Annotated in this window: 14 protein-coding genes; 1 reads left to right on the top strand and 13 read right to left on the bottom strand. The window is 36.7% G+C overall.

The genetic code is table 11. The features are described 5' to 3' along the window. Positions 1-34: 34 nt before the first annotated feature. The 9 genes from DET63_RS07170 to DET63_RS07130 all read right to left on the bottom strand — a co-directional run bounded on the left by DET63_RS07170 (position 35) and on the right by DET63_RS07130 (position 12,328). Positions 35-1,750: an ABC transporter ATP-binding protein gene (locus tag DET63_RS07170; protein ID WP_002089591.1), complete on the bottom strand. Its 1,716-nt coding sequence runs from the start codon at positions 1,748-1,750 to the stop codon at positions 35-37. A gap of 128 nt (positions 1,751-1,878) precedes the next feature. Next, positions 1,879-3,063 (bottom strand): PDZ domain-containing protein, encoded by a 1,185-nt coding sequence (locus DET63_RS07165; protein WP_181777899.1) that lies wholly within the window; start codon positions 3,061-3,063, stop codon positions 1,879-1,881. A 95-nt stretch (positions 3,064-3,158) separates the two neighbouring features. Next, on the bottom strand, positions 3,159-4,595 hold the full coding sequence (locus DET63_RS07160) for a S41 family peptidase (protein ID WP_444992483.1): 1,437 nt from the start codon (positions 4,593-4,595) through the stop codon (positions 3,159-3,161). 118 nt (positions 4,596-4,713) lie between these two features. Further along, the gene (ftsX, locus tag DET63_RS07155; RefSeq protein ID WP_002089596.1) at positions 4,714-5,607 is read right to left on the bottom strand and encodes a permease-like cell division protein FtsX; all 894 of its coding nucleotides are present in this window, start codon (positions 5,605-5,607) and stop codon (positions 4,714-4,716) included. Further along, complete coding sequence (ftsE, locus tag DET63_RS07150) at positions 5,597-6,283, bottom strand: cell division ATP-binding protein FtsE (RefSeq protein WP_002016128.1); 687 nt, start codon at positions 6,281-6,283, stop codon at positions 5,597-5,599. The genes ftsX and ftsE overlap by 11 nt, the downstream gene beginning before the upstream one ends. A 323-nt stretch (positions 6,284-6,606) precedes the next feature. Further along, the gene (gene cccB, locus DET63_RS07145) at positions 6,607-6,930 is read right to left on the bottom strand and encodes a cytochrome c551 (RefSeq protein ID WP_002089600.1); all 324 of its coding nucleotides are present in this window, start codon (positions 6,928-6,930) and stop codon (positions 6,607-6,609) included. Between the two features lie 456 nt (positions 6,931-7,386). Beyond that, positions 7,387-8,485 (bottom strand): peptide chain release factor 2 gene (gene prfB, locus DET63_RS07140; RefSeq protein ID WP_100248371.1). Its coding sequence is split into 2 segments (ribosomal slippage): positions 7,387-8,412 and positions 8,414-8,485, totalling 1,098 coding nucleotides; the frame shifts between segments, so codons are not numbered across the junction. A 143-nt stretch (positions 8,486-8,628) separates the two neighbouring features. Further along, complete coding sequence (gene secA, locus DET63_RS07135; protein ID WP_002034761.1) at positions 8,629-11,136, bottom strand: preprotein translocase subunit SecA; 2,508 nt, start codon at positions 11,134-11,136, stop codon at positions 8,629-8,631. Between the two features lie 253 nt (positions 11,137-11,389). Continuing rightward, a complete protein-coding gene (locus DET63_RS07130; protein WP_113936256.1) occupies positions 11,390-12,328 on the bottom strand; it encodes a helix-turn-helix transcriptional regulator in 939 nt (312 codons plus the stop codon). Between the two features lie 82 nt (positions 12,329-12,410). Here DET63_RS07130 and DET63_RS07125 point away from each other — a divergent pair, with 82 nt between their 5' ends. Then, positions 12,411-12,854: a VOC family protein gene (locus DET63_RS07125; RefSeq protein ID WP_002139133.1), complete on the top strand. Its 444-nt coding sequence runs from the start codon at positions 12,411-12,413 to the stop codon at positions 12,852-12,854. A gap of 102 nt (positions 12,855-12,956) precedes the next feature. Here the strand turns inward: DET63_RS07125 and hpf are convergent, their stop codons facing one another. The 4 genes from hpf to comFA all read right to left on the bottom strand — a co-directional run bounded on the left by hpf (position 12,957) and on the right by comFA (position 16,197). Next, complete coding sequence (hpf, locus tag DET63_RS07120; RefSeq protein ID WP_002034758.1) at positions 12,957-13,499, bottom strand: ribosome hibernation-promoting factor, HPF/YfiA family; 543 nt, start codon at positions 13,497-13,499, stop codon at positions 12,957-12,959. Between the two features lie 320 nt (positions 13,500-13,819). Further along, positions 13,820-14,017 (bottom strand): cold shock protein CspC, encoded by a 198-nt coding sequence (gene cspC / locus DET63_RS07115; protein ID WP_001990088.1) that lies wholly within the window; start codon positions 14,015-14,017, stop codon positions 13,820-13,822. Between the two features lie 126 nt (positions 14,018-14,143). Beyond that, complete coding sequence (locus DET63_RS07110; protein WP_113936255.1) at positions 14,144-14,848, bottom strand: ComFC family protein; 705 nt, start codon at positions 14,846-14,848, stop codon at positions 14,144-14,146. Beyond that, on the bottom strand, positions 14,848-16,197 hold the full coding sequence (gene comFA, locus DET63_RS07105) for an ATP-dependent helicase ComFA (protein WP_142675675.1): 1,350 nt from the start codon (positions 16,195-16,197) through the stop codon (positions 14,848-14,850). Before comFA ends, DET63_RS07110 begins: the two co-directional genes overlap by 1 nt. Positions 16,198-16,226 lie beyond the last annotated feature (29 nt).

Here is a 16,226-nt window from a genome sequence, read left to right as displayed (position 1 = left end):
TACTTATGGTGCACTAATTCAGAAGAAATTATATTTACGAACTAAACTGCGCCTCATACAATCGGCTGTAACCCTCGCCTCGTTCGATTAGTTCCTCATGTGAACCTTGTTCTGCAATACCGTCTTTATTTACAACGACGATGCGATCTGCATTTTTAATAGTTGCAAGCCTGTGAGCGATAACTAATGTTGTACGGCCGACAGATAGTTCTGCAAGTGATTTTTGGATAGCAAGTTCTGTCTCTGTATCTAGCGCAGAAGTTGCTTCATCTAAAATTAAAATTGGCGGGTTCTTCAAGAACATACGTGCAATCGCTAAGCGCTGCTTTTGTCCTCCTGAAAGTTTCACACCACGCTCACCGATAACTGTATCTAAACCGTCTGGTTGCGAGTAAATTAAGTCCTCTAGCTGAGCACGTTTTACCGCCTGCCAAATTTCAGATTCTGAAGCTTTTAAGTTTCCGTAAGCGATATTTTCACGAATTGTTCCTGAGAATAAGAAAACATCTTGCTGTACAATTCCGATTTGCTTACGAAGTGACGATAACGTCATCTCTTTGGTGTCAATGCCATCAATTTGAATTGATCCAGATGAGTGTTCATAAAAACGAGGTAATAAACTACATAGTGTTGTTTTCCCTGCCCCTGATGGTCCAACGAAAGCAACTGTTTCACCTGCATGTATTTTCAAACTAATATCGTTTAAAATCGGCTCTTTATTTTCATATCCGAACGTGATGTTATTGTATTGAATATCGCCGTGTACATGTTTAACTTCTATTGCATCTTTAGAATCTACAATATCCGGCTCTGTTTCCAGAAGTTCTACATACCTTTTAAAACCAGCGATTCCTTTCGGATAACTTTCAATAACCGCATTAATTTTTTCAATTGGGCGGAAGAAAATATTCGTTAATAAAACGAATCCAATAAATCCACCGTACGTTAATTCACCTTGCAGAACAAACCATGTACCACATATTAATACAAAGAGTGTTACAAGACGCATCAACATATAACTAATCGATGAATTTAACGCCATAATTTTATACGCCATTAATTTTGTTGTACGGAAACGAGCATTATTTACAGCAAATTGCTCTTTCTCAAACTTTTCATTTCCGAATGCTTGTACAACGCGGATACCACCTACATTGTTCTCGATACATGCATTGAAATCAGCAACGTCTGAGAATAAACGTCTAAACGTACCTGTCATTTTTTTATTGAAGTAAAGTGCCAACCATAATAAGAACGGGATTACGAAGAATGTTAGAAGTGCTAACTTCCAGTTAATCATCATCATAAATGAAAATGCTCCAACTAAAGTCATAATGGCAATGAATAAATCTTCTGGTCCATGGTGAGCAATTTCCCCAATTTCCATTAAATCGTTTGTAAGACGTGAAATTAAATGACCTGTTTTATTATTATCAAAAAATCTGAATGATAGCTTTTGAATGTGATCAAATAATTTCTGCCTCATATCTGTTTCAATGTTAACCCCAAGCATATGTCCCCAATATGTAACGACATATTGCAAACCTGCATTTAACACATAAACTACGAACAAGCCGAAACAAGCCCATAAAATAAGCGTCCAGTTTTGTCCTGGTAATAACTTATCAATAAATTGATTTACGATAAGCGGGAAACCAAGTTCGAGTAAACCTGCGATAACTGCACAGGAAAAATCGAGTACGAATAAACCTTTGTACGGTTTATAGTAAGAAAAAAATTTACGTAGCATATCTTTCCTCCCTTTTCCAAATTAAAAGACTCTCTAAATGATAACCATTATCAAATAATTATTCAAGTTATCCGTCTATGAAACTAAAAAAACCTTCATCTATATTTGATGAAGGTTTCCATTTTATTTTATATAGCTTCCGAATCCCACTCGTGCTCTTGCTGAACAAATACAACACCTAATTCATGATGTCCTCCGGCGTATAATGCCGTTTGAGCAAGGCGAAGCTCTCCATTTGTATCTACTACTTCTAATTTACAAAACGCTCCTGTCGTCTTCGTTTGAAGCGCGTCATAAAACTCTTCGGTACTTCTTGGAATGATTCCATTTACTTTCGTAATAACTTCTCCAGGCTTTAAATTCATCTCTGCCCCAATTGTATTAGGAATTGTATCTAACACAACAAGTCCATCATTACGTGCGGCAAAGTATGCTGGTCTTTTCTCGTCTGCAATTTTCTCTTGCATCGAGATTGTAAAGCGTCCAAGCATTGCGACTCCCATCGCGATAATTGCGAATACGTGCCACCAGTAACTTGCGATACCTAAAACGAGTACGAGCCCCGCTAAACCATAGACACGTCTTCCTGTAAATAATAAAGCTTCCGTCGGCTCATAACTTCTAACCTTTCTCATAAATCCAATTAAAAATGGAACGAGGAATAAAGAGTATGTAGTCGAACCTATTGAAACGACAGGCCACCAAGAAATAAATCCTGTCACCGCGTCTCCTGGTATAAGAATAAATACTGGTACAAGCCATAAACGATTGGATTCATGTAGTCCAATTCGTAGCCCACGCTTACCTTTTTTAATTTTCGGCGTAGAATAACGAACTGCATTTTTAGAGATTAATAACCCCTCTACAACGAGCATAACGCCTAGTAAAATAGCAAGGGATACAATCGTCCCCTCCTCACCTTCTCCAAGCTGTAAGAAGGAAACTGGCATCTTAGACGATAACAACACGAGTGCAATCGCGATTCCGAAAGTATAAGCCACAGATAAATATCGATACATAGCAGTTAATCCGAATAATAACGTCCAAAGTAAAATTGCCCATAAACTCGCTTTTGAAACAACAAGCCCCAGCCCAATCGTAATAATAGATACGATTAATCCGTACCCAATACCTGCAAATAGAGTTGTTCGTAGTTCAAACCAAATATCATATACTTTAAAAGAAAAATCTTTTCGTTCTCGTAATATACGTAAGTATCCAACGAAGATACTACTAATTAAAAATACATAGACAGCAGGGTGTAAGAAAAAACGTCCAACTGCTCGTAGTATTTCAAAAATCCATGCCTCCACGAATTCATTCACCACCATTTATATCATTCTTTCTTTTTATTTTATCATATTTAACACATAAAAAAATACAGGCATCCAAGTGCCTGTATTCTTTCTTATTTCGCTATTAATTTCAATGCCGTCTGTAATTGTAAATCGTTTTCTCCAGAACGGATTTTTTCAATAATTTTATTTTGAATTACTTCAGCTGTCTTTTTATCAAGTTGCCCTGTTGCTTCCATCTCATTCGCATTTTGGAATGCTTTTAGTGCTGATTCTGTCTCTTTGCTAAAGTATCCATCTTCACGTCCTGGTACATATCCTAAGCTCTTAAGCATTTCTTGCGCGTGTTTTACTTGTACATCATTTGAATTGTATGAAAGTGTCTTTTCAATTTGAATTGGTGTCGCATGATAATAATCTGGTTGCTTCACTTCTACAGTTGGCGCGATTCCTTTTTTATGAATCCAATTGCCATCTGGTGTTAACCATTTAAACATTGTTAATTTAATGTTGCTGCCATCTTTAAATGGAACAGCCTGCTGAACAGTACCTTTACCAAACGTTTTTTCACCAATTAAATCGTATCCTTCTCCTTCTTTTAGCGCACCAGCTAAAATCTCTGAAGCAGAAGCACTTCCGTTATCAATTAATACTGAAATTGGATATGGCTTTCTCTCTTTCAGTTCCGTAGAGAATTTCTTCTTCTCACCATTTCGCTGTTCTACTTGTAGCATTGGCTTTTTATCTGTCATGATGTCTCCTAGTATATCTTCTACACTATTTAAATAACCGCCAGGATTACCACGCACGTCAATAACTAAGCCTTTTATGTTTTTCTTCTCTAGCTCTTTTAACTGATCCTTAAATTCTTTCGCAGTATTTTCAGCGAAAGAAGTAATTTGCATATAACCGATATCTTTTCCGCTATCTTGCTTTACGGAACTAAATACAGTGAAAATCGGAATCTTTTCACGCTTAATTTTAAATTCTATCGGATCAGCCACTCCTGCGCGCTTAATTTCAATTGCAACAGTCGTTCCTTTTTTACCACGAATTTTTAATACTGCTTCTTCACGTGATAAATCTTTCACACTATTTCCATCTACAGATAAAATTTGGTCATTCGGTTTAATCCCTATCTTTTCTGCTGGTGAACCTTTAATTGGCGATACGATAATAAGCTTACCGTCCGTCTTGTTCACTTCAGCTCCAATCCCTTCAAGTTCAGGATCCAGTGACTGACTAAACTGTTTTGCCGTTTCTTTATCCATATACGTGGAATAAGGGTCCTTCAGCGTAGACAACATTCCCTGTATCGCACCTTCGACTAATTTGTCGTCTTTCACGTCTTCCACATAACGTGAATCAATTAGTGCATACGCCTCATTAATCTTTACCAAATTTCCTTGCGCTGTGCCAGCATTACCATTCGATACTGTTTGTGTTACATACGCTGGGTTTATCCCAAACCAGTACATACCACCAAACATCCCGCCAGCACCAATTAAAAATGCAACAACCATTCCAATAATTGCAACTCTACGTTTCAATGCGGAATTCCCCTTTCCAGAACACACAGGTGGTGTAGCAAAAGGCATCACACGATGTGTGATGCCTTTACCTATTTCTACTATATGATAAGCTTGTACGAATTATGTTTGCAACTTTTTATACTTTTAAGAAGCGACGAATTGACATTACACTTCCCCACATACCGATTAATGCACCGATTAACATTAATAAACCAGCTAATTGGAATACGAATGGGTTGTATGGTAGAAGCTCGAAAATTGTTCCGCCAAGTTTTTCATTAAACACACCTTGCAACGAATTATACATAACTAAAATTAGGCCAATTGGAATAATTGATCCTAATACTCCTAGGAATAATCCCTCTAACAAGAACGGCCAACGAATAAACCAGTTTGTTGCACCAACAAGTTTCATAATTTCAATCTCAGTACTACGAGCATAAATTGTAATTTTAATTGTGTTAGAGATTAAGAACATCGCTGTGAATAGAAGACCCGCAATTAACGCAATCCCGATGTTACGACCAGTTTTTACAGTATCAAATAATTTTTCAACTTGACCTTTACCGTATTGAACATTACTTACAAACTGCATTTTCTCAATCTTTTTCGCAATTGTTGCCGTATCTGTTGGTTCTTTCGCCTTTACAACAAATACGTTTTTCAGTGGGTTATCTTGCTCAAATAACTCGAACGTTTTTCCACTATCGCCTAAGCTTTTAATTAAACGTTTCAACTCTTCTTCTTTAGAAGAATATTTAATAGAATCTACTTTCGCAATTTTACTCATATCTTCTTCTAATTTCTTTTGATCAGCTTCTTTTGCTGCTGGATCAACATGCACACGAATTTCTACATCTTGCTCTACTTTCGTCGCAAAATGGTTCATATTCATAATCGCTGTCAAAAAGACACCTACAAGTAATAATGTAACTGTTACTGCACTTACAGAAGCAAATGTCATCCATCCGTTACGGGATAGATTTTTCACACCTTCTCGCAAATGTCGACTAAGGGTTTTAGCCTTCATATCCGTATCCTCCCTCAATCTCGTCTCGAACAATTCTTCCGCCTTCAATTGCAATTACACGATGACGAATTGTATTTACGATATCTGCGTTATGTGTCGCCATAACAATCGTTGTACCACGCTCATTAATACGTTTAAAAATCTTCATAATATCAAGAGCTGTTTCAATATCTAAGTTACCTGTTGGCTCATCGGCAATTACAACCTTTGGCTTATTTACAATCGCTCTTGCAATCGCCACACGTTGTTGCTCTCCGCCCGAAAGCTCATTTGGAAGTGCATCGGCACGCTCTTCAAGACCAACAAGACCTAACACTTCTGTAACGCGCTCACGAATCGCTTCCTTCTCTTCTTCAATTACTTCTAAAGCAAACGCAACATTCTCATATACCGTTAATTTAGGTAGCAATTTAAAATCTTGGAAAATTACGCCTAATTGACGACGGAAATACGGAACATCTCTTTCTGCTAATGTTTCAATTACAAGTCCATTTACATTAATTGATCCTGTAGATGGCTTCTCTTCACGATACATCATTTTAATAAATGTAGATTTTCCGGCTCCACTCGGTCCAACTACGTATACGAATTCACCTTGTTTAATGTTAACTGTGAGACCAGCAATGGCTTTCATACCATTTGGGTACTCCTTATAAACATTCGTCATTTTTATCATTATTTATCACCCAATACTTAATGATTTTTTTCGAAATACTTTTCTGTACATTTGAAAATAAAAGAACAACCTTTATTTTCGCTCGACCATTCTTGTTGAAGGTAGCTTCCATACATGCTCTTTATTAGCAACGCTACTCTATGTAATATATTTCATCAAAATTCTACAAACCCCATTGTAACATCAATCGGTTTCCAATTCGGATACAGTTTTGTTACAGTTCTGTTACATCCCAAGAAAAGGTAAACGAGCTCATGTAATTACTTAACCCGAAGCACTTTTCGGTCAAGTTATACAATCAGCTCGTTTATTAATTACGTTTCTTATTTATGCTCCGCTAACCATTCAGCTACTTTTTTTGCGTCTTCACCTTGAATAAGTCCAGGTGACATTGAGCCGCGACCTTTTTTAATAATTTCTTCGATATCTGCAGCGTCATACTTACTGCCTACTTTTCTTAAATCAGGTCCAGTTGCTCCTGATAAATCTTTAGCGTGACAACCTATACAACTTTTTTGGTAAATTTGCTCTGCGCTATCTGTGCTTGCAGATTGTTTTGATGGTTTACTCTCTTCTTTATTTCCACATGCTCCTAAAGCAAAAACGACTGATGTCCCCAGCGTAATAGCCAACAATTTCTTTTTCACTTCTATCGCTCCCCATTGTTGATATTCTTTTCATTCATAACTAGGCAATAGTTTTCATAACACATTCAATATTCATTATAAGCATTATCTTTATATAGAAAAACTAAGGTGTATTTCATATTTTTTACAAATATAGTGAGAAGCCTAATGAAATAAGCTTTCATAAATTATTTCAATTCTGTGAACACCTTAGAAAGTTCTATAAAGAGCCTTTTTCTCCAATCAAAACTGAGAAATTCTATATAAAGTCCTACTCTATTACCACTTTGTTTTACTATTCTCTACCTTTTACAAAACAATATACGGCATTGTATTCTACATATAATCTCATCAAAAAGAGAAGTTGTCGTTTCCAACTTCTCTTCCTCTTTATTTCATCAATATAAATAAGATAAGCCTCTTTATATCCTCTTGGACCTCAACATGTGCCAACAATTCTGTTGGCTTTTTCTCTTATTAAATACGAGAACGTAAATACGCATCAATAAACGGATTAATTTCTCCATCCATAACTGCTTGTACGTTACCAACTTCTGTATTTGTACGATGGTCTTTCACAAGAGAATACGGGTGGAATACGTAAGAACGGATTTGGCTTCCCCATCCAATTTCTTTTTGCTCTCCGCGAATCTCATCTAATTGTGCTTGTTGTTCTTCTAATTTCTTTTGATATAATTTCGCTTTTAGCATTTTCATCGCATGCTCACGGTTTTTAATTTGAGAACGCTCTGACTGACATGTTACAACCGTGTTTGTTGGTAGATGAGTTATACGAACTGCTGAATCTGTCGTATTAACGTGCTGTCCACCTGCACCACTTGCACGATACGTATCTATTTTCAAATCTTCTGTACGCACTTCAATTTCAACTTCATCATTGAATTCAGGTACAACTTCACAAGATACGAACGATGTATGACGACGACCTGAAGAATCGAACGGTGAAATACGTACAAGACGATGTACACCTTTCTCCGCTTTCAAGTAACCGTAAGCGTTATGACCTTTAATTAATAATGTAACACTCTTAATACCAGCTTCATCGCCCGGTAAGTAGTCAACCGTTTCTACTTTAAACCTACGTTTTTCAGCCCAGCGCGTGTACATACGTAATAACATAGAACCCCAGTCTTGTGACTCTGTTCCACCTGCACCTGGGTGTAATTCTAAAATAGCGTTATTTTTATCATAAGGATCGCTTAATAGTAACTGCAGCTCGTACTCATTCATTTCTTGAATTAAAGTTTTCACTTCAGATTCTAGTTCCTCATGTAAATCTTCATCATACTCTTCTTTAAGTAAGTCATGCGTCATTTCTAAGTTTTCGAACGTCTCATCTAACTGACGGAACCTTCCAACCATATCTTTCAGCGCATTCGCTTCATTAATTACAGCTTGTGCGCCTTGTTGGTCATCCCAAAATCCTGCGCCCATCATCGTTTCTTCTAATTCTGCAATTTGTTTTTCCTTAGTAGGAAGGTCAAAGAGACCCCCTAAAAGCCGCTAATCTCTTAGCCATTTTTTCTAATTCTTGCCTAATTTCTACTAATTCCATTTCCTTCACCTCTATGTAATTGCTGTTACTTTCATATGAAAACAAGGGAAACTCTCTCCGCTTATTACGGAGAGAGTTTAATCCTTTTCATTATACATTTTTGATGTAAAAATTTGCAAAGCAGTCTAAACTACAGTTTCTTATTACTGCCCAATGCCACAACAGTTTTTATATTTCTTGCCACTACCACATTTACATAAATCGTTGCGTCCCATTTGGTCACCTTTTACAACCGGTTTTTTCTTCGCGTCTTCGCCATCGCTTGATGGATGAACAGCTTCACCTTGAACAACTTCTTGACGCTCTAAGTTTTGCTCAATTTCAGCTTTCATAATGTAACGAGAGATTTCCTCTTCAATAGAAGCGATCATCGACTCGAACATTGCGAATCCTTCCATTTGGTATTCACGAAGTGGATCGATTTGTCCGTAAGCACGTAAATGAATACCTTCACGAAGATGATCCATTGCATCGATATGATCTGTCCATTTCGTATCTACAACACGGAATACAACAACCTTTTCGAATTCACGCGTCTGCTCTTCAGGTAGAAGCTTCTCTCTTTCATTATAACGCTCTAACAATTTCGCGATAATTGATTCGCTCATTTCTTCTGGAGCAAGGCGACGTAACTCTTCTTCTTTTACATCTCCTTCTTCAAGAAGGTTTGTATTTAAGTAATCGACAAGACCTTTAATGCTCCAATCTTCTTCGATTTCTTCTTGCGTATGAAGTGCAACAGCACGTTCTATCGTAGATTTCATCATACCTTCAATAATACTGCGTAAGTTCTCTGAATCCATTACTTCTTGACGCTGTTTATAAATTACTTCACGTTGTTGACGAAGTACATCGTCGTATTGCAATAGTTGCTTACGTGCATCATAGTTATTTCCTTCCACACGTTTTTGTGCAGATTCTACAGCACGAGAAACCATTTTACTTTCGATTGGCTGTGAATCATCCATACCAAGACGATCCATCATCGCTTTCATATTGTCAGAACCGAAGCGGCGCATTAGTTCATCTTCCATTGATAAGTAGAACTGTGTTACACCAGGGTCCCCTTGACGACCAGAACGACCACGTAACTGATTATCAATACGACGGCTTTCGTGACGCTCTGTACCGATAACTGCTAGACCGACGTTTCTAATATCGTCGCCTAACTTAATATCCGTACCACGACCAGCCATATTCGTCGCAATTGTTACAGCGCCTTTCATACCAGCTTCTGCAATGATATCAGCTTCACGCGCATGGTTTTTTGCATTTAAGATATTATGACGTACACCTTTACGTGTTAACATTTTTGAAATAAGCTCTGACGTTTCAATTGCAACTGTACCAACAAGAATAGGTTGCCCTTGCTTATGACGATTTACAATATCCTCAACAACTGCATTGAATTTACCTTCCATTGATTTGAAGATTAAATCAGCACGATCATCACGAATAATATCTTTATTCGTTGGAATTACGATAACATTCATATTGTAAATACTACGGAATTCTTCTTCTTCCGTTTTCGCTGTACCAGTCATACCAGATAATTTTTCGTACATACGGAAGTAGTTTTGGAACGTAATTGTTGCAAGCGTCATACTTTCATTTTGAATTTCTACGCCTTCTTTTGCTTCAATAGCTTGATGTAAACCTTCGCTATAACGACGACCTTTCATAAGACGACCAGTGAATTGGTCTACGATTACGATTTCGCCTTCTTGTACAACATAATCTGTATCAAGGTGCATAACAACATGTGCACGAAGCGCCTGATTAATATGGTGAAGAAGTGCTACATGTTTTAAATCGAATAAGTTATCGATATGGAAAGCTTTCTCAGCTTTCGTAATACCATCTTCTGTTAACATTACATTTTTCGTTTTCACATCAAATGAATATTCTTTTTCATTTTCTAATGTACGAACGAATGCATTTGCAAACATGTATAGCTCTGCTGATTTTTGAGCTTGTCCCGAAATAATAAGCGGCGTACGTGCTTCATCGACTAAAATAGAATCGACTTCATCGATGATAGCAAAATTAAGTGGACGCTGAACGCACTGCTCTCTATATAACACCATGTTGTCACGTAAGTAATCGAACCCAAGCTCGTTATTTGTGCTATACGTAATATCAGCAGCATAAGCAGCTTGTTTCTCTTCACGTGACATACTATTTAAGTTAATCCCTACAGTTAAGCCAAGGAACTCATGAAGTTGTCCCATTTCGCTCGCATCACGTTGCGCTAAGTATTCATTGACTGTAACAACGTGAACGCCTTTTCCTGTTAATGCGTTTAAATATACAGGTAAAGTAGATGTTAACGTTTTACCTTCACCTGTTTTCATCTCAGAGATATTTCCTTCATGTAAGGCGATACCACCCATTAGCTGTACGCCATATGGACGCATTCCAAGAACACGATTCGCTGCTTCACGAACAACCGCAAAAGCTTCAGGAAGTAGATCATCTACTGTCTCACCTTTTGTCAGACGTTCTTTAAATTCAATCGTCTTTCCTTTTAATTGTTCATCAGTTAGCGGCTTAATAGATGATTCTAATGCATCAATTTGCTCCACTGTCTTCTGCATACGTTTAATTTGGCGTTGGTTGACATCAAATACCTTTTTTAAAATACCGATCATAGGAAATACGCTCCTCTTTTATTAAAATAAAACTTCCGATTGCTTTCTTTTTCTCTTTACAATCAGTCGTTATAAAAATCAAATTTATGTTATGCCAATTTTTCTCCTAATTAAAAAACTAAAATGTATAAACCTAATGATAATTGTAACACTTGTCTTATAACTATGACAACAATCGTCCAAATGTCGAGCCATAGATTCAGAAAAAGTTTTTATTTTATTTTATTTTTTCCAACAAACTACTATCTCTTCGTTACAAATTTTGTATTAAATCTAAGTAGTATTCTTTCAAGTTCTCTTTTAAAGAAGATGGCTCAATTATTTTTATAGTTTTACCAAAACTAGCTAGATATGAAATGATAAAGTTGATTTCAGCAGGCTCATAAGTTCCTATTAAATATGTATCTTCACATTCTTCCCATAATTTCATCGAAGGATATTGTTGTTGCTTGAATATCTCTATCCCCCTCGCAGTAATTGAGCATTTAAATTGAATAGCTTGTTCAGTTGCCTTCCAAAGACTATGTGCGTTATGTATATTTATATTTTCCAAATCCAGACTATCCTGAGCATCTACCATTTCTAACGACCTAATACGATCACAGCGAAACACTCGATAAGTCGCTTTATCTAAATCGTAAGCCTGACAATACCAATAACCTTTCATTGCATAAATCGAAATCGGCTGAATACGGCGCATTGTCGTTTGTTTCGGCGTTACATAATTTATAGTTAAAGCCCTATTTTGAACAGCAGCTAACAAAATCTCTTCTAGATAACCACATTCATGTGCTTGTTCCAAATGAAAAAAGGATACTCTTTTTTGCAAGTTTTCAATTTGCTCACGCTGTTTTGACGAAACACTATCTAAAAATTTCTGATTAATGGAACGAAACGAGATTTGAAAAGGAATACTTACAAAACTACTTAGTGCCTGCATTGCAAAATAAAGTGCAAAAACTTCATGATTTGTAAATGAAATCGGTGGTAATGTCATCGTTTTTATTAAACGATACCCTCCATACCGACCATACTCTGCAAAAAGAGGTACACCCATTTCCTCTAATGATGCAATATCACGTAAAGCTGTCCTTTTTGAAATTTGAAATTCATCCATTAAATCTTTCAATGTGAATATTTGTTTTTGATTAATAAAACGTAGCATCTGATTTAAACGCTCAACTTTTTTCATAAACTCTCCCTATAGGTGCCACATATTGGCACCTTATATTTGTATAGTAATAAGTGTAAACATATATGAAGGAGGCAATACAATGAACTTTGAAGTAATCCCTTTTTTATCATTAAATGGGCAAGGTGCTAAAGCAATTGCATTTTACGAACAGTATTTAGACGCAAAAGTTTTATTTAAAAAGAATTATAAAGAAATGAAAGAAATAGATCCGAATTTCACGTATAAAGAAAGCCAGGAACATTATATTACCCATTCCGTTTTACAAATTGGCACTAATAAAATTATGATTGCAGAACAGGCAGTGGATTCCACACGCCCTTGGCAATTAAGTAATAGCTCATCATTATGCATTCAATCTAAAGATTTCCAAACCATTGAAGCACTCTATCACAATCTAATTCAACATGATGAGGTTTATATTTTAACACCTTTTGAAAAAAACTCCTTCAGCCCTGGTTACGCCATTGTGCGAGATCCTTTTGGAATAGTAATACAATTGACCGTTACAAAACATGACTTCTAAATTTCATTACGAATAAGCCATTTAAATTCATATCAATATTACAAGATAGGAAGGCAAAAACATATAAAAAAGCGCAGCCATTTCGGCTGCGCTTTTGAATGATTATTTAGTTTCGATTAAACCATATTTCCCATCTTTACGGCCATATACAACATTAGTTTCATTTGTATCAGCATTTGTGAAGACGAAGAAACTATGTCCTAGCATATCCATTTGCAAGATCGCTTCTTCAACGTCCATCGGTTTTAAATCGAATCGTTTTGTACGTACAAGTTCTAATTCATCCTCTTCTACCGCATCCAGAACAGCTACTGCTTCTGGAAGGATAAAGTTAGTTTTCACAGAACCTTTCTCACGTAATTTACGGTTTACTTTTGTTTTATGTTTACGAATTTGTCGCTCAATTTTATCAACTACTAAATCAATCGCAGCGTACATATCGCTATTTGTTTCTTCTGCACGAAGTAATAAATCTGTAAATGGAATTGTTACCTCGATACGTTGCTTGTCAGAGTATACTTTTAAATTAACCTTAATCTCTGGGAATGTATCAAAATAACGCTCTAATTTACTTAGTTTTTTCTCTACATATTCCTTTAATGCTGGAGTTACTTCAATATTTTCACCACGAATGTTGAATTTCATAGATGAATTCCTCCTTTCAAGCCTATGTACTATAATTTCGACATTGGCTTAAAAACTCCTTCTAATTTTTTTGAAAAATTAGTGGAATTGCGATTTTTTTATCGTTTTTTGTTGAAATGAAAAGATGCATCGTTTCTATCTTTATTTTATCCTATTAACATCATGAATAACGAATGTAACTGTGGACAATTAGTTACAGAAAAGAAACAACTTTTTGACAACTTACCCACAACAAAAAAGCCCTTGTTACGAGCAAGAGCTTTCGCCATCTATATAATGCTGTTAAAAATACAGCTCTATCTTTTCCAAAAACTTAATTTTTACAGTTTCACAACATTAGCCGCTTGTGGCCCACGTGCTCCATCAACAATATCAAACTCCACTTGTTGACCTTCTTCTAACGACTTATACCCATCTTGTTGAATAGCAGAAAAATGAACAAACACATCGTCACCATCCTCACGCTCAATAAACCCAAATCCCTTTTCTGCATTGAACCATTTTACTCGTCCTTGCATGTTCATTCCATTCCCTTCACTCTTAAAATCAGGGCATTCGCCCCATATTCTGACTATAGCGAATGACAAGACTGTAAGTCAAAGAAGACCTGTCGTCTTTTTATTACTCCTTTCGACATTCACATATTAACCTCTGCAAAGCGTCAAACAAGAAACCTCTCTCGCTCCTCGATCATACAAAAGGCTTCCAATTTGCCTAACAGTAATTCCTGTCGTATACACATCATCCACGATTAAAACATGTTGCTCATGAAACATCTCTTCTCCCTGAAAATAAAAAGGATTAACTCCCGATATCCTTTCTTTACGCTTCTTCTTACTTTGTTTTTCTGTTTCTATTCTTCTTAATGATGTACAAAACATTTTGATAGGCAAACAAGAAGCTAGTAACTCCGCTTGATTAAAACCACGCTCGTATTCTCGCTCTTCACTAAGAGGAACAGGAATGGCAACTGAAACATTCGCAAAATATTTTTGAAAAAGACTTCGAAAAGGCTGATGAAAAATATGCACTAATTCAGCATCTCCTCGAAATTTAAACTGTGCTAATATTTCTTTCATCGCTTCATCATACACATACACCGAACGATTTATGAGAGGCGGAAACCCCTGCTCGTTCGTCCACCTTATGCAGTCCATACAAATATCCCCGTTTTTATATTCAGCTGGTACAAGTTCTAAAGGCCGACCACACTCCTTGCAAATATCTCCTATAATATAGGAAAGTTTTTGTTCACATCTATCACATATATACTTTTTATGAAGCTTAACAAAAAAAGTGTACCAACTAATCGCATATGAAATATACTCATCACAAAGTAGACAATGCATCAATCTATCAGTCCTTGTTCTTTAGCATTCTTATTCATACTTTGAATATGTTTTTTCGCACGCACCATCGCCTCTGTCTTTCCATAATGAAAATAGGTAACATCTCCATGCGGTTCATCAGAGCTTCTGCCAGCACGCCCTGCAATTTGAACGAGAGCACTTTCTGAAAATATTTCTTCCTCAGCTCCTAAAACTGCAACTTGTAAATTTTTAACAGTTACTCCTCGTTCCAAAATCGTCGTTGTAACTAATAAAGGGATTTCTCCTTTTCTGAAAGCTGTTACCTTCTCTTTTCTCGCCGGATCTTCTGCATGCACACCGTCAATTTGATTGTTTAATGATTTTAATAACTGGCTAATTTCTTCTACATATCGCACATGAGGAACAAATAAAAAAATGGGGTATCGTTTCGATAAGTACAGATTTAACCATTGTAATAAAGCACGAGGAATTTTTTTACGTATAAGACCCTTTTTCCAATTTCCGCACCACCGAAATATCGGAACTGGCAATGGATGACGATGGTATCGCCCTGGAATAATAACCCCTTTTTGCTTACCACTTCGCAACTTACGCTTCCACTTTTCATCTGGAGTTGCAGTTAAATAAATACATGCTGCCTTCTCTTTCATCGCTTCGTTTACTGCATACTGCAACATCTTATCTGCATGATACGGAAAAGCATCTATCTCATCTACAATCATGACATGGAACGTCCTATAATAACGTAACAATTGATGTGTAGTTGCAACGATTAACGCCGCATCTTTTTCTCGGTCTAAACTCCCTCCATATAAAGCAGCTACATTTATATTTGGAAACACTTCTTGTAATCTCGGTGCTAATTCAAGTACAACGTCCGTTCTCGGCGTTGCAATACAAACCCTTTCTCCCTTTTGTAGTGCCTCTGCAATTCCGCGAAACAACATTTCTGTTTTTCCAGCCCCGCATACCGCCCAAATAAAAAATGATTCTTTCTGCTTAACAGCGTCAACGACACTTTGCGCAGCTAACTCCTGACCGTCAGACAAAATGCCTTCCCACTGTAACGGATTCAAATAACTTTCTCCGCTTATTTCAGCAATCCCGCGAACAAGTACAGTACATTCACTTACCCTGCCCATCGTTATACATTTCCGGCAATACGTACATACTTCATTGCACCTTTTACATAGCAATGATACAAATAGTCGCTGCTCTATATTTCCGCAGCGCTGACACATATATTTTGAAGACTTCTTAATTACCCCTTGTACACAAACGACGTCTCGATTCCTTTTCAGATGATCCAATTTATTCTGCAAATCTGAAGAGAGTTCTTCTAACAGTAACTGTCTACCAGCTAACATCATCAATAGCCACCTCCAGCACTACTATA

Origin of the sequence: Bacillus sp. DB-2 (assembly GCF_003315125.1) — a bacterium.
Taxonomy (GTDB): Bacteria; Bacillota; Bacilli; order Bacillales; family Bacillaceae_G; genus Bacillus_A; species Bacillus_A mycoides.
The sequence above is the reverse complement of the archived record's forward strand: the minus strand, read 5'-3'. Positions and strand labels throughout refer to the sequence as shown.

Bases quoted from the DNA above. Each gene is read 5' to 3' on its own strand.
- ftsX (WP_002089596.1), bottom strand. From the start codon at position 5,607: ATGAAGGCTAAAACCCTTAGTCGACATTTGCGAGAAGGTGTGAAAAAT.
- comFA (WP_142675675.1), bottom strand. From the start codon at position 16,197: ATGTTAGCTGGTAGACAGTTACTGTTAGAAGAACTCTCTTCAGATTTG.
- DET63_RS07130 (WP_113936256.1), bottom strand. From the start codon at position 12,328: ATGAAAAAAGTTGAGCGTTTAAATCAGATGCTACGTTTTATTAATCAA.
- DET63_RS07110 (WP_113936255.1), bottom strand. From the start codon at position 14,848: ATGCATTGTCTACTTTGTGATGAGTATATTTCATATGCGATTAGTTGG.
- DET63_RS07125 (WP_002139133.1), top strand. From the start codon at position 12,411: ATGAACTTTGAAGTAATCCCTTTTTTATCATTAAATGGGCAAGGTGCT.
- ftsE (WP_002016128.1), bottom strand. From the start codon at position 6,283: ATGATAAAAATGACGAATGTTTATAAGGAGTACCCAAATGGTATGAAA.
- secA (WP_002034761.1), bottom strand. From the start codon at position 11,136: ATGATCGGTATTTTAAAAAAGGTATTTGATGTCAACCAACGCCAAATT.
- hpf (WP_002034758.1), bottom strand. From the start codon at position 13,499: ATGAAATTCAACATTCGTGGTGAAAATATTGAAGTAACTCCAGCATTA.
- cspC (WP_001990088.1), bottom strand. From the start codon at position 14,017: ATGCAAGGACGAGTAAAATGGTTCAATGCAGAAAAGGGATTTGGGTTT.
- DET63_RS07170 (WP_002089591.1), bottom strand. From the start codon at position 1,750: ATGCTACGTAAATTTTTTTCTTACTATAAACCGTACAAAGGTTTATTC.